Below are 23911 nucleotides of genomic sequence, written 5' to 3' on the forward strand. Positions count from 1 at the left end.
CAGCATTCACCATTTATTACACCAGCGCATCAAATAAAATCTCAGCCGGATGCAATGCATCTCGACCGGTTCCATCTTTTATCTGATTACGACACGAGTGGCCGGATGTGACCAGTGACACATCGGACGGTGTGTTCCGCACTTCGGGAAACAGCTTCAGATCACCAATGCGCATCGAGAGATTGTAATGCTTCTCTTCGTATCCAAAACCGCCGGCCATACCACAACAACCTGAAGGAATCTCCTCGGCGGTGTAGTTTTCGGGGAACGACAACACGCGCTTCAGCACCCCTGGTTTCGACAATGCCTTTTGGTGGCAGTGCACATGATACTTTATGGTTTTATGCTCAGCAGTAAAATCAGACCTTGAAATGCGGCCAGCTTCCATCTCCCTATCCAAAAATTCATCTAGCGTAAACGTGTGAGCAGCTATTTGTTCTGCAGCATTTCGTATTTCAGAGGGAACCAAATCGGGATACTCGTCCCTGAACGAAAGAATTGCCGCAGGCTCGATGCCCACAAGCGGCGTTTCAGAAGAAATTTTACCGTTAAGTCTGGATATGTTGGTACGTGCAATGCCTGCTGCCGCCCTCACAAACCCTTTGGAAATCTGCGTGCGCCCACTCTCCTTAACGGGAGCCAGAGCCACCTTATACCCCAACCGGTGAAGCAGCATCACCGTTTTAATGGCGATGTCACTGTCGTAAAAATTTGAAAATTCATCGGCCACTATCCATACTTTCCCCCTATGGGTTGGATGTGTTGATTTGCCTTGCCTTCCGTACCATTTATCGAAACGCTGTTTGGCATATTGAGGCAGCATACGCTCCTGACTGATACCGGCCAGCTTATTTATTCTCTGTCGGAACCAATTGGTGCGCATCACAGGATTAATGAAAAACCTGAATGGAAATACCAAACGATTTACCCGGGGCAAATTTGCCACCACGCGTTCAATAAAAGAGACGCCGGTGTTGTCGTGAACAAATTGCAAAAACTCGGCTTTTAGTCGCGCCATATCCACATTGGAGGGACACTCGCTTTTACAAGCCTTGCAACTCAGACACATATCAAGAACCTCAGACACATCATTGAATGTCAGCATGTCGACTCCATTTTGCCCCTGCAGCCATGCCCGCAACACGTTGGCCCGACCCCTGGTAGAGTGCTTTTCCTGCCGTGTACCCATATAACTTGGACACATGGTGCCACCACCCAAGCTGCTTCTGATACAATCAGCAGAACCGCTGCACCGCTCCGCAGCATGTAGCATACTGCCATCGGCTTTCCAGTTAAAAACCGGGTGCGCAATGGCCTCCTGTTTCACTTCCAGATATCGGAACGAAGCATCCATAGGAGGTGTGGCGGTAATTTTACCAGGATTCAAAATTCCGGATGGGTCAAAGACTTTTTTCACCCGCTTCATCAACTCAAAATTGGCATCACCAACCATGAGCGGAATAAACTCTCCTCGCAGACGTCCATCGCCATGTTCGCCACTCAATGCCCCATTGTATTTTTTCACTATGCGAGCGGTCTCCTCTCCTATTTTCCTGAAGAGTTTTACATCCTCCGGCTCTTTCAGATTGAGTACCGGCCTGATGTGTAGCTCACCTGACCCTACATGCGCGTGGTAAACACACGTTTTTCCATGACTCGCCAGCATGGCATCAATGTCGGCCACATAAGCCGGTAAATCCTCAACTCTTACGGCCGTATCTTCGATGAGTGATACAGGACGCGCATCGCCAGGCATGTTGGACAATACGCCGAGACCAGCCTTTCGCAGTGACCACACACGTGATATCTCATTTTCCTTAACGATGGGAAATGCATAACCCATGCCGAGTTTCTGCAACGATGCAATGGCTTCAAGCGCCAACCTTTCAGCACGCTCTATGTCTGGCGCTGAAAATTCTATGAGCAAAAGGGCCTCCGGACTTCCATCCAGAAAAAATCGGTTGTGACGCTGCGTAGGATTTTGTCGTGTTAACGCCAAAATGTGCTTATCCATCAATTCCACAGCATCAGGCTTATGGTTGAGAACCACTTCAATATTGGCTTCGAGTGCTTCCTGCAAGGAGCCAAAATGAGCACACAGCAACACCTGATGCGGAGAAGGTTTCTCAACCAACGCCACTTTCACCGAAGTAATGAACATCAACGTACCTTCGGACCCGGCAATCAATTTGGATAAATTAAATAGCTCTCCTTCTTTCTTGAAAGGGGAAGTATCTAGCAACACATCAAGTGCATATCCTGAGTTACGGCGTTTTATATCGGGATGCGGAAACTCCTTTCGAATCTGCTTACGCACGGGATTGTCAGTATAAATTTCGCGCATCAAACGGTAAATATCACCTTCATGGCCTTCTTCACGGCACTTCTTGTCGAACTCCCACTTCTGTACCGGCCTAAAAGTCACCTCATCGCCCGATGCCAGATATCCGGTAACCTCAATTATGTGGTCACGTGTGCTGCCATATATCATCGAATGGGAGCCACATGAATTATTTGCCACCATTCCGCCTATGGTACATCGGCTTGACGTTGATGTCTCAGGCCCAAAAAAGAGATTGAAAGATGCTGCCTCCCGGTTTAAATCATCCAGCACAACACCCGGCTGAACTTCGGCCCAGCCCTCTTTCGCGTTGATTTCGATGATGCGGTTCATGTGTTGCGACACATCCACCACAAGCCCTTTGCCAACCACCTGGCCGGCCAAAGATGTGCCTGCACCACGTGGTATTAGCGGAAGGTTATGCCTGGCCGCAAATCGCACAATCATTGAAACATCTGTGGTGTCGCGGGGTAGCACAACAGCCAGGGGCAACTCGCGGTAAACCGAGGCATCGGTAGCGTAAAGCGTTCGCGAAAGGTTGTCGGTAAGCACCTCACCTTTTATCAGATTATCTAGTTCCCCAAAGGGGTACGGGTCGTCCATGAAACAAGGAGAATTGGTTATGGATGCTAAAATAGTAATTTATTTGCTTCAATGGCAAACCAAAAGCCATGAGGCCGAATTGGATATTCCCCGGCATTTTGTAATTTCGCAATTTACTTTTCGCCGGATTGGTGAGCCACCCCGGCAGGTTAATAAACCAATGACATATTTCGCAAACCATGCAACAACTGGTCACCTCAGATTTTAAACTTGGAATTATAGCCGGCGGACAGCTTGGCAAAATGCTGGCACTGGCAGCAAGCAACTGGGATGTAAAAACCTATGTGCTCGACAACGACCCGCAATGCCCTGCCTCATCGTGCACCACCGGTTATGTCAAAGGCAGTCTCAACAGTTATGATGATGTCTATAACTTTGGAAAATCGGTTGACATGATAACCTTTGAGATTGAAAGCGTGAACGTGGATGCCCTCATCAGGTTGAAACAGGAAGGCGTAAAGATTTATCCCGACCCCGAAGCACTGCGCATCATTCAGGATAAAGGACTTCAAAAACAATTTTTTGCCACGCACGACATACCTACCTCCGATTTCAACCTTTATGAAAGCAAAGAGTCGATTCTGGCGGCCATTGAAAAAGGGACAATAGCATTTCCTTTTGTTCAGAAATTGCGCACCGGTGGCTACGACGGCCGTGGCGTGGTGGTGGTTAAATCGGCCAACGACCTGACCAAGTTGCTCGAAGGCCCATCGGTCATCGAAGATTTGGTGGACATAGAGCGCGAAGTGTCGGTAATAGCTGCGCGCAATCTGAGCGGACAAGTGAACTGCTTTCCTCTGGTTGAAATGGAATTTAACGAAACTGCCAACCTTGTGGAATTACTCATCTGTCCTTCCACTGTAAGCGATGCCATCGCCCAAAAAGCAGAAGAGATTGCCATCAAGCTAATTGATGCCTTTGGATTGTGCGGACTTCTGGCTGTGGAGATGTTTATAGACAAACAAGGCAATGTATGGGTTAATGAGGTTGCGCCGCGGCCTCACAACAGCGGACACCATACCATCGAAAGTATGGTGACATCGCAATACGAACAACTTTTGCGCGCCATCTTTAACTTCCCATTGGGCAGCACCCGCCAAAAACTTCCGGCGGTGATGATTAACCTACTTGGAGAACCCGGACACGAAGGGCCGGTAAAATATGAGGGGTTACCTGAAAGTCTCGCTATCGATGGCGTTAAAGTACACCTCTACGGCAAGACCAAGACCATGCCCTATCGCAAAATGGGTCATGTAACCATCATCGCCCCAACCATTGAGCAGGCAAAAGAGAATGCCGAAAAAGTAAAACAACTTCTAAAAGTTAAATCATGGAAAAGCCAGTAGTTAGCATCATAATGGGCTCGGACTCCGACCTGCCGGTAATGCAACAAGCCCGAGACATCCTCATCGAGTTCAACGTATCTCACGAAATTACCATTGTGTCGGCGCACCGCACGCCGCAAAGGCTGTTCGAATTTGCCGAAAATGCCCACAAACGAGGCATTAAAGTGGTAATTGCCGGAGCCGGTGGTGCTGCCCATCTCCCCGGAATGGTAGCAGCCATCTCCCCACTGCCGGTGATTGGCGTACCTGTAAAATCATCTAATTCAATTGACGGATGGGATTCGGTGCTTTCAATTCTTCAGATGCCGGGCGGCGTGCCGGTGGCTACAGTAGCACTTAATGGCGCCAAAAATGCCGGACTGCTGGCTGTTCAAATTCTATCGGCCGGTAACGATGAGTTGCGAGACCGAATGATTGCCTACAAAGAAAAACTCAACAGCGAGGTGATGGGCAAACTCGAGGGTTTTGCAAAATGAAATTACGACGACAAGGAATTGATTTAATTATTTTGGATAATTTAAAATATGATGGGCTATTAACCCCAAAACAAACGCAGTTTTGTTCTGATTTTTTCCGAACTAAAACTATCTTTGTAGTTGAACAATTATAAATATGGGAATTTGAGAATTACAAATAAACATATTCTTGGTAAATTAATACGAAAAAATTGAGGAAACTCAAAACTACAAATCTCAATAGAACAATTGATTTCATACATTGAGGAAAGTGATTGGAAAACACCTCATGACTTGACCCAAATACGACCTGATGCTGATTGTGTTTATGGAGGAGAATTTTATTTCTTCAATATTAATATACATAGAACGTTGATTTTAATTGAATTTGAAGAAAATGGAGATGCAACGATTGTTTGGGCAGGAAGTCATGATGATTACGAACATACTTTTAAAAACAATAGGAACGTAATTAAAAAGTGGTTGAGAGAAAACAATTGGATTTAAAAACTGCAGCAATGAAAGATATTCTTGACATAAAGGAAGTTGTTAAAATTGAAAAATTAGAGAATGAATACGATTTGGAAAAAGCATCTTTACTTGAACGTAAGTTGCGTTTAATGACAGAGGAAAATCCAGACTTAAAACCAATTCGTAAAAAACTTCGTGATTTGATTAAAGCATACGAAGATGAAAAATGGTCTGATTTTGATAAAATTACTGATTCACAACTTGAAGAGTCAAACAAAGCAGAAGAGATTGTGAATTATGAACAAAAATTTATTACTAAGCGAAAAGAAACTATTAGAAAAAGACTCAAAGCCTACGATATGACTCAACAAGATTTAGGTTTAATCTTAAATCACCCCAAATCTTATATGAGCGAATTAATTAATGGCGTATCTCAATTTACATTAAAGGATTTGGTAATTATCCACAGGCTTCTAAAAATCAATTTAGACATTCTAATTCCTACGTTCCTTCAATCTGAAACAAGAGACAGAATAAAAGATTCGATTGAAAAATTAAACAAGCCCAAGCTGAAATTGAGAAAGACAGAATTAGTTTAAAAATAAGAAGCGAATTCATCGCAGCTAGTCTCTTGCTGCGCACAACGAAAAAATAAACACCCGGAGTACCAGACATAGCAACACCATCTCTACATAAAATTAACCCAACCAAAACCTCGGTTTTTCTTTCCAGATAAATAACTTTCACTATTTTTGCTGCATTAATAATTGGTGGATTTCCCCTTTTCAGGGGAAACCTTAATATGGGAATCCGGTGTAAATCCGGAGCTGTACCCGCAGCTGTAAGTCCTTTTCAGGGTTTTTGAAATCTTTTGCCACTGTTCCGGTGTATCGGGATGGGAAGGCTCAAAAACCGGGACGAGTCAGAAGACCTGCCAATCAATCTAATGTTTTATCCGAACTTCGGGGAAAAAGTTTGAGAGTAATTACTATTCCATTTTTTTCGTGAAGGCTTAACCGTTTTCTAATGAAAGCTTTTTCTTCGTGGAGCGGCGGCAAGGACTGTATGTATGCCTTGCACCGTTTTCTAAAGGACTACCCCAACGGGGTACATACCTTACTCAATATGTGCGATGCCTCGGGCGACTATTCCGGCTCGCATGGCATCCCATCTGCTTTGATAAAAGAACAGGCCACCTGCATGAATCTACCACTGTTTCAGCAGCCAACATCGCGTCAGGATTATGAACAGCAGTTTAAACTGGCCATCGCAAAACTGAAAGAACAGGGCGTTGACTCAGGTATTTTTGGCGACATCTACCTGCAAGCGCACCGCGACTGGATTGAGCGTGTGTGCAGCGAATGCGGCATTGTTCCGATATTTCCGCTATGGGGTGAGGATACCGCATCTCTGCTAAAATCCTTCATCGACGAGGGCTTTAAAGCCATCACGGTGGCTGTAAAGAGTGACGCACTTGCCGACCACTGGCTCGACCGCCAACTGGATCTCTCTTTTTACAACGATATCTGCCGTTTAGAAGGAATTGACCCATGTGCCGAGCAGGGCGAATACCACACATTTGTATTCGATGGCCCGCTTTTCCAAAAGCCGGTAGCATTTACCCGAAAAAACAGATATCACGAAAACGGTCACTTGTTCCTCTCCATCCGCAACCTCTAAAATCACAAAAAAATGAAAACCCTCTTAGCCTGGATATTGCTGTTTATCTCCATCGCATCTGTAACGTCACAGAAAATTGAGCGCATCATCTCACTCGCACCCTCATTAACAAAAAGCATCTACTATCTGGAAGCGGCAGACAAACTCATGGGGCACACCTCTTTTTGCCACATCGCCAAAAGCGACAACAAAGAGATGGTAGCCACTGCGGTGAAAGTAAACATAGAAAAAGTGGTATCCATGCGGCCCGACCTGGTGATAGCTACCACCATTACCAATCCTGAAACCATTGCCATGCTCCGAAAGGCCGGTCTGCGAGTAGAGGTATTCAGCACGCCAAAATCGTTTGACGAGATTTGCACACAGTTCGTCAATCTGGGAACTATTCTTGGAAAGGACGAAAAAGCCAATGCCATTGTAGCAGATGCCAAAAAGCAGGTTGCGGGAATAAGAGCACAGAAACGCTCGTCCGACCCATTGCGATTCTTTATTCAGATTGGTGCCAAACCGCTTTATGCCGTTTTGGAAAATACTTTTATGAATGATTACATCACCTTTCTGGGCGGTAAGAACATCGCCGACGGACTTACACGCGGCACCCTCACAAGAGAGTATGTGCTTGTGAATAAGCCCGACGTAATTGTGGTGGTAACCATGGGCATAGTGGGCGACGAAGAGGTGAAAACCTGGCGCAGCTATGCACATCTGCCGGCAGTTAGCAATAATAGGGTATTCATTGTTGAGTCTGATATGGCCTGCACGCCCACACCACCTGACTTTTTGAAAACACTGCAGATTCTTAACGAACTGATAGCACAAACCCACTAACCCAATATCGTGATGAGTAAACCCATTCATCAATTAATGTTTATTGGCGGTCAGTTGGTGGTTTTGTTAGTGGTGGTTCTGGCATCCATCGCCACAGGTGAAGCCAACATCCCCATTTCCCAGACACCTGAAATTGTGCGCTCAGGTGAAGGGACCGAGTATTTCATTCTCACGCAGATTCGCCTGCCACGCATCATTCTGGCGTTTGCCGTGGGTGGCGCATTAAGTCTATCGGGAACCATTTTACAAGGTGTATTCCGCAACCCACTGGTAGAGCCCTACACGCTTGGCATTTCCGGTGGAGCCGCCTTTGGTGTGGCACTGGCCATTGTAGGCGGACTGCACCTTACCGGGCATGGATACATGCTGCCATTGGCTGGATTCTCGGGTGCGGCAGTCACCATTTTCATGGTGGGCATACTTGGATTTCTGCGTGGCGGCGCCGATATAACCCGCATGTTGCTCATCGGGGTGATGATAAGTTTTGTGGCCTCCTCGTCCATGATGTTTCTGATGTCGGTGACCACAGCCGAAAATCTGCATGGCATCATATTCTGGATTATGGGCTCGCTGGATGAACCCAACCATCACCTGATAAAAGTGGCCACAATCACCTCGATAATAGGACTTGCCGGAAGCTACCTGTTCGTTAACCAGCTCAACGCGCTGCAGCTGGGAAAAAACAAAGCCACGCACCTGGGCATTAACACCACGCTTTCGGTAAGGATACTGTTTATTGTGGCGTCGCTGCTTACCGGAGTTTGTGTGTCGGTGGCAGGCGTGATAGGATTTGTAGGCCTAGCCGTTCCACATATCATCCGGCTAATGACCGGTGGCGACCACCGCCTGTTGCTCGTCAGCTCTTTTCTGGGCGGAAGCATCTTTCTCATTGCCTGCGACATACTGGCACGCACCGTGATATCGCCCAACGAACTGCCCATTGGGGTTATTACCGGCATCATTGGCGGTTTTGTGTTTATGATTGTGTTGAACAAATCGCGAATCCAAAAAGAGCATCATGGCAAATAACTACCTCGCGCTAAACTCTATCAGTTGCGGCTATGGAAAAAGTTTCAACCTGAATGGAATCAGCCTCTCTGTTGCAAGAGGCGCATTTGCCGGCATCATTGGCCCAAACGGCTCGGGAAAAACAACACTTTTCAAAGGTATTTCGGGCATTCTGCCCATAAAGAAAGGCAGCATTTGTTTATCGGGCGTGCCACTTGAAAGCATGAAACTGCGCGAGAAAGCACGTAAAATGGCCGTCGTCTCTCAATTTCCGGAAGGTACAGACATGACGGTGCAGGATTATGTGCTGCTGGGCAGATTGCCCCACCGCAATGCTTTCAACTTTTTGGAATCGGCACGCGACAAAGTATTGGCCAGAAAATACATGCGGCTCACGGGCATCTATCATTACAGAGAAAAACAGATGTCGCAGCTGAGTGGTGGCGAGCAGCAACTGGCAGCCATAGCGCAGGCGCTCACACAAGAGCCCGAACTGCTGTTGCTGGACGAGCCCACATCGCACCTCGACATTAACCACCAGATGCAGATGCTCAACCTCATCCAATCTCTAAATAAAGAACTGAATCTTACTGTCTTGATGATAATTCACGACCTGAATCTGGCTGCAGAATATTGCGACCAGCTTATTCTCATCAACGATGGCAAAATTTATACACAGGGAACACCAGCCGAAGTGCTCACATTTCAAAATATTGAAGCAGTTTACAATGCCGTCGTCATCGCACAAACCAATCCCTTATCGGGAAAGCCTGTGATATTTCCGGTATCGGGAAACATCCTGAAAACCCATCGCACCGACATAAACAACCACCATAAAACAATGACCGACAATAGATTATTCAATCAATCAAATAATAATCATAAACAATAGCAATATAAAATTGCATGTAAATATAAAATGTTATATTTGCACCAGATTTGGTTTCCTGAAGTGCATGCCGCTTTAGGATTAAAAGGGAATCCGGTGATTCTGCAAAGAAAATTCCGGAGCTGTACCCGCAGCTGTAAGTTCTATTAAAAGGTTTTTGAAACACTCATGCCACTTTCCCGATTTATCGGGATGGGAAGGCCTCAAAAACCGGAACGAGCCAGAAGACCTGCCAATGTCAACCAATGAATCATAGCTTTCGGGATAAAAGCGATGTGATTGATTTATCAGTCAATTCCTCATGTTCCATTTGGCAGCCCGGGCACATTCCGGAACGTCCGAAAGTTTATGGTTAATAACTTTTTATTAAACCATAAATTTAAAAGAGATGCAAAAAGCAATTCTGTCGCTATTCTTATGCCTCATTGTGTCATCGGCAATAGCAGAAAACGAAGGCGACACCCTACGTCACTACCACATCAGCGAAGTAACCGTTGCCACTTCACGTACCAACGCCAAACTCAAAGATTTACCGCAAAAAATTGAAGTCATCGACCAGTCCGTTATCAGCATGTCGCCAGCCACCAACGTGGCCGACCTGCTCAAGAGCGTGACCAATCTGGACATCATTCAATACCCCGGTGTGTCATCATCGTTCGGGATGCGCGGCTTTTCGCCCAGCGCCCATTCTCGCAGTTACACGCTCATCCTCATAAACGGCGTGCCATCGGCCACCACCAATGCAGCAGCCTTCCCAATGGCAGCCATCGACCGCATAGAAGTGATAAAAGGACCACTCTCGGCACTCTATGGTTCCGATGCGATGGGTGGTGTTATCAACATCATCACCAAAGAAGCCGGTAGTGACAGAGCCAACGGCCAAATAAGCCTTACAGCAGGCACGTTTGGCACCCAGCGCATTGCTGCCGACGTATCAGCTCCACTCACTTCTGCCTCATCTTTCAGACTTGGATTTTCGAAAAACGAGCAAAACAGCAACTACCGCATTGGCAAAAGAAACATCCTGAGCCAACCGGAACTGTCGGAGCTTATCCTCGACAAAAAATCATTCGGCGATGTGATGCTCAACTCGAAATATACCACCCACGATTTCACGGGACAAATCAATACACGCATCAACAACAAGTGGAAAACCAGTCTGGATGTGATTTATTTCGGAGCCGACGACATTGAAACCCCAGGCAACTATTGGGGCAGCTACGGACAAAGCAAAAAGGATATCAACCGCCTGAATCTCGCTGGAAATGTCAGCGCCAATTATGAGCGTCATAAACTTTCGCTGAGCCCTTATTTTGGTTCGCAAAACACCCGCAACTACTCCAACAACAGCGAAACAGGATACGTAAGTCTCGACAGCGACATCCGTGAATTTGGTCTGCGGATGCACGACAACATCGGTCTGGGATTCATGAATCTGTTGGTTGGTGCCGATGTGGATGTGTATGAATACCGCTCTGACCGCTTCAGTGGAAAAGGCACACCGGCCAATCCCTATCAGCCCGATTACAACCACCGGAAAATTGCCGGACTGGTGCAGGCTTCCAGAACCATCAGTCAACTGCAACTGAATGCAGGTGGCCGTTTTGACCAGATATCCTATGAACTGTTGGCTAACGATATGCTCAACTCGCAGAAAGGGAGCGAAACCTACAACACCTTCAACCCATCCGTTGGCATTAAGTACAATCTGCCACTGAACTTTGCCATAAAAGCCAGTTACGGAACCGGTTTCTCAGTGCCCGATGCTTTCAAGGTAGCCGGAAATTACAGCGTGTCGGAATATTTTCCGGCCTGGGATTTTTGGTGGGTTAAAAATTACGAAGGCAACCCCGACCTGAAACCGGAAAAATCGAACACCATGGATTTGGGACTGAGTTTTACCAGCAGCAACCGTTTCTTCAGCGGCGACATCACTTGGTTTAAAACCCGCCATGACGATAAAATTGTTGAATACACCTTTAAACGAAACAACGAACAGGGAGAAGAGATTACCATCACCTCCTACAAAAATGCCGACAAAAGCAATCACGAAGGTATTGAACTGATGGGCGCAGCAAACTTTGGAACCCTGTTCGACAACCGCTTTAAACTGGAACTCTACAGCAACTTTACCTTCATGCTTAATTATACCTTTGATGAGACAAAGGCCGATGTAACCACCACTTATGACATGCTCTACGTTCGCAAAAGCAATGGCTCATTCGGTATTTTGTTTGATAACTACAATGGCTTTCAAACACGAATAAATGGCAGATACATTGGCAACAGACTTGAGAAGGACAGCTTCTCGGCTCTAAGGCCAAACATTACAGCCGACCACTACCACACCAAAGGTGGATATGAAGCAAAAGACAAAATACTTGAGTTGCCGAACCACATTGTGTTCGACTGGTCGGTGTATTACACCTACGCCGGCAATAAGCGATTTGGCATAGGCGTATCGAACCTGCTGGACGAGAATTATTCAGAAAAAGATGGCTACAACATGCCCGGACGCATGGTAACAGGAAGCTTCAGTTTTCTGTTTTAAAAACTTGACTTGTTAACCCCTCGCCGGATGGCTCGATTTTTTAAAATTGAGTCATCCGGCATTAACACAAAAAATATGAACCTAAAAAAAACACCTCTGCTCATTTCCTTTCTTATTATCTTATCTTCGGCCTGGACGCTGGGAAATGAACCAAAAAATGCCGACAAAACCGAGACGGTTAAAGTCATCATCAGCGGCCAAACCAACATGCCCCAAAAGGAGATAACCGTAGCCTGGCGCGAAGGTCTTACAGCACTCACCGCGCTGCAACAAGCCGCCACCGTATCAACCCATCCGGTTGGCAATTATGTTTTTGTAAACACCATCAATGACATCAAAAGCGAAAGAGGCGTAACAGCCTGGTACTATACGGTAAACGACCTTTCCACGGGTACGCTCGCCATCAATTTTCCGGTTAAGCCGGGCGATGTCATAAACTGGATTTTTAAAGAAGATGTTTGTTCACCACGATAACCAAATGCCATGAACCAAACCACACTCATAACGGGCGGTCAACGTTCGGGAAAAAGCTCATACGCCCAGACGATGGCCGAAAGCCTGAGCAACCAACCAGTATATCTGGCTACGGCGCGTCACTGGGACGAGGATTTTACGCAGCGTATTAAACGGCATCAGGCCGACCGCGACAACCGGTGGCAAACCGTTGAAACGGACCGGTATCTGTCTGATATAAACATGTCCGGAGCCGTGGTTTTGGTTGATTGCATCACACTTTGGCTCACCAACATCTTTCATGATTTGAATTATGATGTAGATGCCGCGCTCGAAGAAGCCAAAAATGAATGGTCACGCTTTGTGGCGCTGAACAATCGCCTCATTGTAGTCACCAACGAACTGGGAATGGGCATTCATGCCACAAACGAAGTGTCCCGCAAATTCACCGACTTGCAAGGCTGGATGAACCAATACATTGCCAAAAATGCCATGGAAGTGATTCTGATGGTTTCTGGCATTCCAATGAAAGTCAAATAATAAAAGAAGAGGTTTAGATTTTAGATATTTAGATGGTAGATAAATAGATGGATAGATAAGAAGTGTTAGATGATTAGATTTCCAGATTTCTTTCAGAACCCACTACAACTACAATAAATAGGGACAGCATTTCGCTTCATCTAACTTGTAATTCCCGGTTTTCGGGACGATGCGTTGCTCCGCATCTTAAATCTATTCCTTAATAGCAAAGTCACTATTAAAATTAAAACCCAAAATCAAAAAAAATAGAATGAAAGAGCTGCTCCAACACAAAATCGACAACAAAACCAAGCCAACAGGCTCATTGGGACATCTGGAAACCATTGCCCTTCAACTGGGGTTAATTCAAAACACCCTTTCGCCACAAATCCATAACCCGGCCATACTTGTCTTTGCCGGCGACCATGGCCTGGCCGACGAAAAAATCAGTCCCTACCCAAAAGATGTAACCTGGCAGATGGCCATGAACTTTGTGGCGGGCGGGGCAGCCATCAGCGTATTCTGCAAACAAAACGGCATCGCGCTCAAGGTGATTGATGCCGGGGTGGATTATGATTTTCCTGAGAATTGTCCCATCGTCGGTGCCAAGATTGCACGCGGCACCCGTAATATGCGCCATCAACCGGCCATGACGCTGGAAGAGTGTACCGCTGCCATGGAGAAAGGCCGTGAACTGGTGCGTGCCGAAGCACAAAACGGATGCAACACCATCGGCTTTGGCGAGATGGGCATTGGTAACACCTCGCCATCGTCGCTGCTCATGCACCGCTTCCTGAACATTGCCATCGAGGACTGCACTGGCGCGGGCTCCGGCATGACAGGAAACGGCCTCGACCATAAAAAAATGATTCTAAAAGAGGTGGCTCAAAAATACAATCCCAAAACGCCATTGGAAACACTTGCTACCTTTGGCGGACTGGAAATTGCCATGATGACCGGTGCTTTCATTGAGGCCCATGCACAAAAAATGGTTATACTTGTGGATGGTTTCATTGCCACAGCCGCGCTGCTTACCGCCACTCAATTCAATGCCGATGTGGCAAACAATGCCATCTTTTGCCATGCATCCAACGAGAGCGGTCACAAGCGCTTGCTCAACCATTTCGATGCCAGACCCGTGCTCGACCTGGGCTTAAGACTGGGCGAAGGTACCGGAGCAGCACTGGCTCTGCCTGTGATTAAAGCCGCAGCCACCTTCATCAACGAAATGGCCAGTTTTGAAGATGCGGGCGTGTCAAATAAGTAGAAAATTAGATGGATAGATAAGATTCTAACCGGACTAATCTATCCCTCTAACCATCTAACATCTAAGCATCTTAACCATTAATACTTCAACAAACAACCATGAACACATTTCTCACCGCCCTCATGTTTTTCACGCGCATTCCGGTGCCGGCCAGCCTCCCCTATTCAAAAGAGTTATTGAACAGGGCGCTCCGGTTCTTTCCGGCGGTGGGCGCCATTGTGGGATTCGTGGGTGTTGCTGTTTTGTGGTTGGCGCTCTACATTTTTCCATTGCATTTAGCCCTTTTGCTGAGCATGGTGGCCACCATATTCATTACCGGCGCCTTTCACGAAGATGGCTTTGCCGATTTCTGCGATGGTTACGGCGGCGGCATGACCAAGGAACGGATATTGGAGATAATGAAAGACAGCAGACTCGGCACGTATGGCACCATTGGTCTGGTGGCTGTTTTGGCCGTTAAATTCATGGCGCTGGCCATTATTCCCGTTCCACAACTATTTTTAGCCCTGGTTGCCGGCCATGTATTCAGCCGGTTTGTCCCGGTCGTTTTGGTTTACACCACGCCCTACATCCGCGAAGATGCTCTGAGCAAGGCAAAACCAATAGGCAATCAAACGTCACTAAAATCGCTGCTCATCGCCTTATTTACGGCCATTTTGCCATTTATCTTCTTTTCATGGATGACCATTTTGGCCGTAATTATTGTATCAGCGACTATCTTCCTCCTATTCAGGATGTACATCATGAAACGCACCGGGGGCTACAGCGGCGATGTGCTTGGCGCGTTGCAACAACTAATCGAGGTAGGATTCTACCTGACCGTTTGTGCCATCCTCACTTGATTTCAGCCATGAACATTACACTTATCCGTCACATTAAAACCACAGCACCCGAAGGTATCTGCTACGGACAAACAGACGTGGAGCTTCCTGCTGGTTATAAATCTGTACATCAGTCAATTGTGAGTCAGCTAAACCATGAACGGTTTGATGTGGTATATTCGAGTCCATTGCAACGGTGCGCTTTACTGGCAGAGAGCTTTAACCAGAATGTTATTTTTGATGAGCGATTAAAGGAGCTCAATTTTGGCAGTTGGGAGATGCAAATGTGGAGTGCCATCGAAAAGCGTCCTGAAGCGGCTGACTTTTTTAACGACTATCTGAACATCGCCCCACCAAACGGAGAGTCGTACAATGAACTGTTGTTCAGGATTGATAACTTTTTAGATGACATTGCAAAACGACACCCCAACCAAAACGTGCTGGTGGTTACGCACGGAGGGCCCATCAGGGCATTCCATGTGTTAATAAATGACCTGAAACCCGAAGAGGCCTTCAATCTGAAGGTGGATTACGGACAAATCTTCAGATACTCCCTCACCAATCAAACAGATACAATTTGAAAACGCTGCGTCCCATTATGTTTGTAGGAACCGGTTCCGATGTGGGTAAATCGGTCATTAACACAGCTTTCTGTCGCATCTTTTTGCAAGATGGCTATTCGCCTGCACCTTTCAAGGCCCAAAACATGTCGCTCAACAGTTACGCCACGCCCGAAGGTCTGGAAATAGGACGCGCGCAGGCCGTGCAAGCCGAAGCGTGCGGCATTGCGCCATCGGTAACCATGAACCCGGTGTTGCTTAAACCCACCGGTGACATGAAAAGTCAGGTGGTATTAAATGGCAAACCGGCAGGCACAAAAACAGCAGCGGAATATTTCAATCGTTCAGGTCGTGATGCACTGTTTAATGAAGTGATACAGTCGTGGCGCCAACTGGCAAAGCAATACAACCCCGTGGTAATTGAAGGCGCCGGTTCCGTTTCGGAGATGAACCTATGGGACAGAGACATCGTGAACATGCGCGTAGCCGAAGCGGTTAATGCCCCAACTTTTCTGGTGGCCGATATCGACCGTGGCGGTGTGTTCGCATCAGTTTACGGTTCCATCAAACTGCTGCCGCCAAACTGGCAAAAGCTCATAAAAGGCATCATCATTAACAAATTCAGGGGCGACATGCAACTGTTTAAAGATGCCCGCCATACGCTGAAAGAAATCACCGGTGTGCCGGTGGTGGGCGTTATTCCGTGGTTCAACCACATCCACATTGAACAGGAAGACTCCGTGGTGCTCGACCGCATAAACCAACATTCCCAAAAGGGAAAAATCAATATTGCAGTGGTTCGTCTGCCCCATCTCTCTAATTTTACCGATTTTGATGCTTTGCAGATGGTGAAGGAGGTGAACCTCTATTTCACACAATCATCTGATGAGATGCAAAAGGCCGACATCATCATGCTGCCCGGCTCCAAAAATGTCATTTCCGATATGGATTTTCTCAACCAAACCGGCTTAGCAAGCACCATTCAGGAACTGCATCAACACCAAAAACCACTGTATGGCATTTGTGGCGGTTACCAAATGATGGGCGAAACCATCCTCGACCCCCATCAGGTGGAAGGTAGCTACACAGAGATTAAAGGTCTTGGCATTTTACCTGTATCCACCACCCTCACCACCGAGAAAAGAACGGTCCAATGTCATTTCTCATTCATCCACAACCCAAAAACAACAGGCGAAGGTTATGAAATTCACATGGGAGTTACAACTTCGCAAACACCATCACCTTTGTCTGTTTTAAATGATGGCACAATGGATGGCCATTTTCTCAATGCACAAACCTGGGGCAGCTATATTCACGGAATTTTTGATAATGACAGCGTGATTCAACAGGTGCTCGAACTGATAAATCCTGAAATTAACGTGCAAATCGACTACAAAAAGGTAAAAGAAGAGGGGTACAACCAACTTGCATCGCTTGTGCGTGAACAGACCGATATGGATTACATCTACCAATGCCTTCAATCCAACGACTAACAAATATCTCCGGAAAATGCTCCACGGCCACGGCAACGACATATTCAACGCAACACATCCTGTAAAAGCTGATTTCAGCTCCAATGTGGTGCCTACAGGTATGCATCCCGAATTAACCGCTCATTTAATGGCGTCAATCCATTGTGCGGCCAACTATCCCGAGCCCGACTCGACCACACTGTGCAAAGCCATTGCCAATGTCGAAAACATTAAACCTGAAAATATTGTTGTGACCAATGGCTCCACCGAAGCATTTTATCTCACGGCTCAGTTGTTTGGTAACAGCAGCTCGGTCATCACCATTCCGTCGTTTTCAGAGTACGAAGATGCTGCAAAAAGCCATCGACATCAGCTCTCTTTTTTGCCGTTGAATCATCTGCATAAATCGTATAAAACCACGGCCAAGTGCCTCTGGCTGGGCAATCCCAACAACCCCGACGGCAGTATAACCGCCTCGGAAACCATTTTATCGGTTTGTCATGGCAACCCAGAATCGGTTGTTATTGTGGATGAAGCCTATACACACCTCTGCGATTCGCACGAATCTCTATTAAAGCTGAGTCCGCTTCCGGCCAATCTCATTGTGATACGTTCGCTCACGAAAGCATTTGCCATCCCCGGGCTGCGATTGGGCTACATGGTGGCGCACCGCGTTATCTGCGAAAAAATCAGAAAAATAAAAATGCCGTGGAGCGTGAACTGTGTGGCGCAACAAGCCGGACTTTTCATCGTTCAAAACCACCAAAATTTACTACCTTCTACCCATGCGCTCGTGGCCGAAAGCCAGCGACTACAAAAGGCGTTGGCGCATCTGTCCGATATTGAAGTCACGCCTTCAGAGTGTAACTATTTTCTTGGCCAATTAAAAAAGAGAACGGCTGCACAGCTAAAAGAAACGCTTCTGCAAAATCACGGGTTTCTGATTCGCGATGCATCCAATTTCCGGGGATTGCAATCTGGTCATTTCAGGATTGCTGCCAACACGCCGGAACAAAACAATCACCTCATCAACGCAATACAATCATGGCTTTTGACCTGACAACCATACCCGGCGCACCATATTTCATCCCACTGCTTGGCGGATACCTTCTGGACATGGCACTGGGCGACCCACCACACCTTTTGCATCCCATCCGTATTTTTGGTGGGATGATTGCATGGATGGAAAAGCTCCTGAACCGCGGTAAGCTGAGATTTATCAAAGGCATGGTGGCTGCAATTGTCCTGATTGCTCTCGTGTGGATGGTGTTTCACCTGTTCTTTTCCATCATCAAAAATATGGACTGGCTGTGGTACCCGGTCGCCACCATCATGGTCTACTACGGACTGGCCAACCGAAACCTCATCGACGAAGCCAGAAAGGTGGAAACCGCTCTGAGAAACGATGGCGTGGAAGCCGGCCGAAAGCAACTGTCCTTTATTGTTGGGCGTGATACGAAAAATCTCACCCCCAACCAAATACGAACGGCCACACTCGAAACCCTCTCGGAAAACCTTAGCGACGGGGTCATTGCGCCACTGTTTTACTATGCCATTGGCGGCATCCCGCTTATGTTTGCTTACAAAATGATAAACACACTGGATTCGATGATTGGGTATAAAAACGAACGCTACTTCTTTTTCGGAAAGTTTGCTGCCCGATTGGACGATGTGGCCAACTATCTGCCGGCTCGCATTACGGCATTATTGATGATAGTAGTTACTGGTAAACCCGGTCTGTTTCGGTTCATCATCCAAAACAGAAAAAACCATGCAAGTCCCAACTCCGGATGGCCCGAAGCGGCACTTGCAGGGATTCTAAATTGTCGGTTTGGTGGCCCCAACGTGTATCATGGCACCGTAGTCAATAAACCTTTTATCGGGCACAACACCAGAGAAATCACATCGCACGACATCTCAAAGGCAAGCCACATCAACCACCTCAGCACCATTGCGATGATACTCCTTATTTCCGGTTGTCTGATGGCGTGGCACCTGTTCCTTTAACTTGCCTTCGGGCATCAGTATTAAACGCAGCGACGTGTTTTTGGTAAGATACAACCACGCCCAGTTGATGAATATAACGAGTCGGTTACGTACGCTCAATATCAGCATAAGGTGCAAAAACATCCATACAAACCAGGCGAACAGCCCCTTGAACCTTAAAAAGGGGAAATCGACCACCGCTTTGTTACGCCCAATGGTTGCCATGGAGCCCAAATCAGTGTATTCATACTGTCGCTCAGGCCACCCTTTCAGCCTACGCGAAAAATTATTTGCCAGATTGCGGGCCTGGTTAATGGCCACGTTGGCCACCTGCGGATGCCCTTTGGGGTATTTGGGCGTTTCCATATAGGCAATATCTCCCACTGCAAACACCCGCTCCAGACCAGCTACCGCATTGGTTCGGCTCACACGAATGCGATTGCCCGGAGCCTGCACTTCAGCCGGCAGTCCCTCGATGCGGTTGCCGGTAACCCCAGCTGCCCATATAACTGTTTTAGCCCGGATGCACTCACCGTTACTCAACTGCAAAGTATCGCCATCGTAATCCTTCACAAATGTGTTGGTCACCAGCCTCACGCCCATCTTCTCAAGATAGCGACGGCTTGCCTTTCGCGAGGAATCGCTCATGTTGTTCAATGTATGGGCGCTGCCTTCGACCAGATAGATGGCAAAACGCGAAAAATCGATGCGCGGATAGTCCTTGGGCAGCACCTGCTTGCGTATTTCTGCAAAAGCTCCGGCAAGCTCCACTCCTGTTGGCCCTGCCCCTACTATCACAAGTGTTTGATAAAAGTCCTTCTCCTCCGGCGGTGCCGTGATGGTGCGCTCAAAAGTCATTAAAATATGGTTGCGGATGGTGATGGCATCATAGGTTGATTTGAGCGTAAACACGTGCGATGCCAAATGGTTGTTGCCAAAGAAATTGGAACGGCAGCCCGCTGCAATCACCAGGTAATCGTAATCAAAAGCGCCAATTCCCGTGTGCACTTTGCGTGCTGTTGTGTCAATGCGCTCCACTTCGGTAAGGCGAATTTGTACGCTGAGGTTACCCCGAAAAATATTGCGCATCGGAAAAGAGATGCTGGCCGGCTCAATCTGCGAAGTGGCCACCTGATAAAAGAGCGGCTGAAACTGGTGATGGTTTACTTTATCGATAAGCAACACATCAAAGATGCTTTTATCAAGCTTCCTGATAAATTGAATACCGGCAAAACCACCGCCGATTACCACTACTCTGGGTTTTTGTGTGAGAGACATTTGAATGTTTATTTAGGATGTTCATGTCCTCTTTAAACAATCCGCAACACCCAAAGTTGTGTTAAAAAAGAAAAATTTCTTTAATTAATCTTATCAGGATTAGATAGAGAAGAAAACTAAAGAAATTCGCAGAATACTCGGGATAAGTTTAGGCAGTCACTCAATGTCACATCAACGCCATCCAAACTTAAATCCATTCCAAACAAAAACTGCAACCTCCTAATAAAAAGAAGGTTACAGCTATTAGTTAAGTGGTCCCAACGGGATTCGAACCCATATCATCAGAACCGGAATCTGACATTCTATCCATTGAACTATGGGACCGGTCAATTAAGAGTGCGAAAATAGACATTTTCCGTAACAGCGACAACCTTTAATACGGAATTTTTAAGTGCCTTAATGAACCCACCATCGATTCAACTCCCCTCCCATTAAAACATCGCTATGCAAATATCAAAAACTGGGGTCTTTCCTATCATTACACCCAAACCGATTGAAAAACTTTTCCTAAATTCGCAGGTTACAAACCATGTGGAACATTCTCATCATAACCTGTTATGGAATACAACTTTAGCGAAATTGAGCGCAAGTGGCAAAAATTCTGGATTGACAATAAAACATATAAAACAGAGGTTGACCCGGCAAAACCCAAGTTCTACGTTCTTGATATGTTCCCCTATCCATCGGGAGCCGGTCTGCACGTGGGGCATCCACTTGGCTATATCGCATCAGATATTTACAGTCGCTACAAGCGTCTTAACGGATTCAACGTACTCCACCCAATGGGCTATGATGCCTATGGCTTACCGGCAGAGCAATATGCCATTCAAACAGGCCAGCATCCGGCCATTACAACGGAAAAAAACATTGCACGCTACCGCGAGCAGCTCGATAAAATAGGCTTTTCGTACGATTGGGATCGCGAAGTAAAAACCTGCGACCCCAACTATTACAAATGGACGCAATGGGCATTCATCAAAATGTTTGAGCATTATTACGATAACGATGCACAAAAAGCCCTGCCCATAGAATCGCTTGTTACGCGCTTTGCCACGCAGGGCACCGAAGGTCTAAATGCTTCCTCAACTCAGGAACTCCATTTTTCGGCTGCTGAGTGGAACGCAAAAAGCGAAGAACAACAACAAGAAACACTTTTAAACTATCGTCTGGCATATCTGGCTGACACCATGGTAAACTGGTGTCCGGCGCTTGGAACAGTGCTGGCTAACGATGAAGTAAAAGATGGCTTTTCGGAGCGTGGCGGGCACCCGGTTGAACAAAAACGCATGCGCCAATGGTTGCTAAGGGTATCAGCCTATGCAGAACGTCTCCTCACAGGACTGGATGCCATCGACTGGAGCGACTCATTGAAAGAGATACAGCGTAACTGGATAGGTCGCTCGGAAGGTGCCGAGATGATATTCCCTGTGAAAGACTCGGATGTGCAGATGAAGATATTTACCACGCGGGCCGACACGGTTTTCGGGGTCACTTTCATGGTTCTTGCTCCTGAAAGCGAATTGGTGAAGGCACTCACCACTCCTGAGCAACGCCAGGAAGTAGATGCCTACATTGAGGAAACAAAAAAACGTACCGAGCGCGAGCGTCAGGCCGATGTAAAAAAGGTCTCCGGTGTCTTTACCGGCTCATACGCCATCAATCCATTATCAAACGAAGAGATACCGGTATGGATAAGCGACTACGTATTGGCAGGATATGGAACTGGAGCCATCATGGCAGTACCTGCGCACGACAGCCGCGACTTTGCATTTGCCCGTACCTTTAACCTTCCTATTCCTCAAGTGGTGGTGCCTTTGGGTGAAGAACCTGCCGACACCTCTACCTGGAGCGATTCCATCGACTCAAAAGAGGGTTACATGATAAATTCGGGATTCCTGAATGGACTAAACGTGCCCGATGCCATCGAGAAAACAAAACAGTACATTGCCCAAAAAGGGATTGGTAGAGTTAAGGTGAATTTCCGCTTGCGCGATGCAATTTTCAGTCGCCAACGCTACTGGGGTGAACCGTTCCCTGTTTTCTATAAAAAGAACACCCCATACATGCTCAACGAGAGCAAACTACCCCTCCAACTACCCGAAGTAGATAAATACCTGCCCACCGAATCGGGTGAGCCTCCTTTGGGAAGAGCTATAAATTGGAAAACTGACGATGGCTATCCGTTGGAATTGAACACGATGCCAGGCTTTGCAGGCTCGTCAGCTTACTATTTGCGCTACATGGACCCCTGTAACAACAACGCGCTCGTTAGTGCCGAAGCCAATCAATACTGGCAGGATGTAGACCTCTATATCGGCGGCACTGAGCATGCCACCGGACACCTTATATACTCCCGTTTCTGGAATAAATTCCTCTTCGACTTAGGCATCGTTTGTAAAGATGAACCTTTCAAGAAGTTGGTTAACCAGGGAATGATTCAGGGACGTTCAAACTTTGTTTACCGCATCAAAGGCTCAAATAAGTTTGTATCGTTAAACCTGAAAAATGATTACGACGTGATGGAAATTCACGTGGACGTAAACATCGTACACAACGACACGCTCGACGTTGATGCTTTCCGCGCCTGGAATCCCGAATATAAAAACGCAGAATTTATTCTCGAAAATGGAAAATACATCTGCGGATGGGCTGTTGAGAAAATGTCGAAATCCATGTTCAACGTTGTTAATCCCGACACCATTGTAGAACAATACGGTGCCGACACGCTGCGCCTTTATGAAATGTTCCTGGGGCCACTTGAGCAGTCTAAACCATGGGACACAAATGGCATAGATGGAGTACACAAATTCCTGAGAAAAACCTGGCGTCTATTTGTAGACAAGGACAACGCTCTAAAGATTACCAATGACGCGCCCTCACCGGAAGAACTTAAAGTTCTGCACCGCACCATTAAGAAAACTGCTGACGATGTGGAGCGTTTTGCCTTCAACACAGCCGTGAGTTCATTCATGATATGCGTAAATGACCTCACCGACCTGCAATGCCACAAACGGGCAATTCTGGAGCCCCTGCTTGTGTTGCTGGCGCCCTTTGCCCCACACATGTGCGAGGAGTTGTGGCAACGCATTGGCAATAACTCAACCATCTGTGATGCCAAATGGCCTGAATTCAATGCCCAGCACCTTGTTGAAAGCACCTTTCAGTACCCCGTCTCTTTCAATGGAAAGATGCGCTACAAACTGGAGCTTCCAGCTGATATGCCGGCCTCCGAGGTCGAAAAGGCTGCAGTACAAAACGAACAATCCATTAAATGGATGGAAGGGAAACAGATTAAAAAGGTCATTGTTGTTCCCGGTAAAATCATAAACATCGTTATTGGCTGATTTCACCAACATCTTTTTTATCATTCACCTGAGTTTAGA

20 protein-coding genes, 1 tRNA gene and 2 riboswitches are annotated in these 23911 nt (G+C 46.8%); of the genes, 18 read left to right on the forward strand and 3 right to left on the reverse strand.

From position 1 onward, the window contains the following. Positions 1 to 16: 16 nt before the first annotated feature. Positions 17 to 2944: an FAD-binding and (Fe-S)-binding domain-containing protein gene (locus ALKIM_RS0105895; protein ID WP_026473832.1), complete on the reverse strand. Its 2928-nt coding sequence runs from the start codon at positions 2942 to 2944 to the stop codon at positions 17 to 19. Between the two features lie 179 nt (positions 2945 to 3123). Here ALKIM_RS0105895 and ALKIM_RS0105905 point away from each other — a divergent pair, with 179 nt between their 5' ends. From ALKIM_RS0105905 to cbiB, 17 genes are all read left to right on the forward strand, one after another. Further along, positions 3124 to 4290, forward strand: coding sequence for a 5-(carboxyamino)imidazole ribonucleotide synthase (locus ALKIM_RS0105905; protein ID WP_026473834.1), 1167 nt, complete (start codon positions 3124 to 3126; stop codon positions 4288 to 4290). Continuing rightward, a complete protein-coding gene (purE, locus tag ALKIM_RS0105910) occupies positions 4275 to 4766 on the forward strand; it encodes a 5-(carboxyamino)imidazole ribonucleotide mutase (protein WP_026473835.1) in 492 nt (163 codons plus the stop codon). The genes ALKIM_RS0105905 and purE overlap by 16 nt, the downstream gene beginning before the upstream one ends. 228 nt (positions 4767 to 4994) lie before the next feature. After that, the gene (locus ALKIM_RS17760; RefSeq protein ID WP_235714385.1) at positions 4995 to 5252 is read left to right on the forward strand and encodes a type II toxin-antitoxin system HigB family toxin; all 258 of its coding nucleotides are present in this window, start codon (positions 4995 to 4997) and stop codon (positions 5250 to 5252) included. Between the two features lie 11 nt (positions 5253 to 5263). After that, on the forward strand, positions 5264 to 5815 hold the full coding sequence (locus ALKIM_RS0105920) for a helix-turn-helix domain-containing protein (protein WP_026473836.1): 552 nt from the start codon (positions 5264 to 5266) through the stop codon (positions 5813 to 5815). Positions 5816 to 5967: 152 nt separating this feature from the next. Further along, a riboswitch (cobalamin riboswitch) is annotated at positions 5968 to 6169 on the forward strand. 73 nt (positions 6170 to 6242) lie between these two features. Continuing rightward, positions 6243 to 6896, forward strand: a complete 654-nt coding sequence (locus ALKIM_RS0105925) for a Dph6-related ATP pyrophosphatase (protein WP_026473837.1) — start codon at positions 6243 to 6245, stop codon at positions 6894 to 6896. Between the two features lie 12 nt (positions 6897 to 6908). Further along, entirely contained in the window at positions 6909 to 7724 is an 816-nt protein-coding gene (locus ALKIM_RS0105930; protein ID WP_026473838.1) for an ABC transporter substrate-binding protein, read from the forward strand. A 12-nt stretch (positions 7725 to 7736) separates the two neighbouring features. Further along, the gene (locus ALKIM_RS0105935; RefSeq protein ID WP_044117774.1) at positions 7737 to 8753 is read left to right on the forward strand and encodes a FecCD family ABC transporter permease; all 1017 of its coding nucleotides are present in this window, start codon (positions 7737 to 7739) and stop codon (positions 8751 to 8753) included. Next, positions 8743 to 9624 carry an ABC transporter ATP-binding protein gene (locus tag ALKIM_RS17765; RefSeq protein WP_084555811.1) on the forward strand — a complete coding sequence of 294 codons (882 nt, stop codon included), beginning with the start codon at positions 8743 to 8745 and terminating at the stop codon, positions 9622 to 9624. Before ALKIM_RS0105935 ends, ALKIM_RS17765 begins: the two co-directional genes overlap by 11 nt. A 31-nt stretch (positions 9625 to 9655) precedes the next feature. Then, positions 9656 to 9872: riboswitch (cobalamin riboswitch) on the forward strand. A gap of 137 nt (positions 9873 to 10009) precedes the next feature. Then, positions 10010 to 12172, forward strand: a complete 2163-nt coding sequence (locus ALKIM_RS0105945; protein ID WP_026473840.1) for a TonB-dependent receptor plug domain-containing protein — start codon at positions 10010 to 10012, stop codon at positions 12170 to 12172. Between the two features lie 75 nt (positions 12173 to 12247). After that, positions 12248 to 12646: a DUF4430 domain-containing protein gene (locus ALKIM_RS0105950; protein WP_162148798.1), complete on the forward strand. Its 399-nt coding sequence runs from the start codon at positions 12248 to 12250 to the stop codon at positions 12644 to 12646. A gap of 9 nt (positions 12647 to 12655) precedes the next feature. After that, on the forward strand, positions 12656 to 13165 hold the full coding sequence (gene cobU / locus ALKIM_RS0105955) for a bifunctional adenosylcobinamide kinase/adenosylcobinamide-phosphate guanylyltransferase (protein WP_026473842.1): 510 nt from the start codon (positions 12656 to 12658) through the stop codon (positions 13163 to 13165). Positions 13166 to 13415: 250 nt separating this feature from the next. Beyond that, positions 13416 to 14411, forward strand: a complete 996-nt coding sequence (gene cobT, locus ALKIM_RS0105960; RefSeq protein ID WP_044117775.1) for a nicotinate-nucleotide--dimethylbenzimidazole phosphoribosyltransferase — start codon at positions 13416 to 13418, stop codon at positions 14409 to 14411. A 98-nt stretch (positions 14412 to 14509) separates the two neighbouring features. Continuing rightward, the gene (locus ALKIM_RS0105965; protein WP_026473844.1) at positions 14510 to 15253 is read left to right on the forward strand and encodes an adenosylcobinamide-GDP ribazoletransferase; all 744 of its coding nucleotides are present in this window, start codon (positions 14510 to 14512) and stop codon (positions 15251 to 15253) included. Between the two features lie 8 nt (positions 15254 to 15261). Next, the gene (gene cobC, locus ALKIM_RS0105970; RefSeq protein WP_026473845.1) at positions 15262 to 15813 is read left to right on the forward strand and encodes an alpha-ribazole phosphatase; all 552 of its coding nucleotides are present in this window, start codon (positions 15262 to 15264) and stop codon (positions 15811 to 15813) included. Next, positions 15810 to 17285 (forward strand): cobyric acid synthase, encoded by a 1476-nt coding sequence (locus ALKIM_RS0105975; RefSeq protein ID WP_026473846.1) that lies wholly within the window; start codon positions 15810 to 15812, stop codon positions 17283 to 17285. The genes cobC and ALKIM_RS0105975 overlap by 4 nt, the downstream gene beginning before the upstream one ends. Before the next feature lie 16 nt (positions 17286 to 17301). Next, entirely contained in the window at positions 17302 to 18324 is a 1023-nt protein-coding gene (locus ALKIM_RS19625; RefSeq protein ID WP_026473847.1) for a pyridoxal phosphate-dependent aminotransferase, read from the forward strand. Continuing rightward, positions 18309 to 19271 (forward strand): adenosylcobinamide-phosphate synthase CbiB, encoded by a 963-nt coding sequence (cbiB, locus tag ALKIM_RS0105985; RefSeq protein ID WP_044118180.1) that lies wholly within the window; start codon positions 18309 to 18311, stop codon positions 19269 to 19271. Before ALKIM_RS19625 ends, cbiB begins: the two co-directional genes overlap by 16 nt. On the opposite strand, the gene ALKIM_RS17770 is transcribed toward cbiB, so the two are convergent. Together ALKIM_RS17770 and ALKIM_RS0105995 are read right to left on the reverse strand one after the other, a co-directional pair. After that, a complete protein-coding gene (locus ALKIM_RS17770; protein WP_084555812.1) occupies positions 19182 to 20528 on the reverse strand; it encodes an NAD(P)/FAD-dependent oxidoreductase in 1347 nt (448 codons plus the stop codon). The two genes, cbiB and ALKIM_RS17770, sit on opposite strands and share 90 nt — an antisense overlap. A gap of 252 nt (positions 20529 to 20780) precedes the next feature. Beyond that, positions 20781 to 20852 (reverse strand) — tRNA-Arg (locus ALKIM_RS0105995). Between the two features lie 233 nt (positions 20853 to 21085). Here ALKIM_RS0105995 and leuS point away from each other — a divergent pair. Continuing rightward, the gene (leuS, locus tag ALKIM_RS0106000) at positions 21086 to 23872 is read left to right on the forward strand and encodes a leucine--tRNA ligase (protein WP_026473848.1); all 2787 of its coding nucleotides are present in this window, start codon (positions 21086 to 21088) and stop codon (positions 23870 to 23872) included. Positions 23873 to 23911: the final 39 nt, after the last annotated feature.

It is taken from the genome of Alkaliflexus imshenetskii DSM 15055, assembly GCF_000517065.1.
GTDB classification, from domain to species: Bacteria; Bacteroidota; Bacteroidia; order Bacteroidales; family Marinilabiliaceae; genus Alkaliflexus; species Alkaliflexus imshenetskii.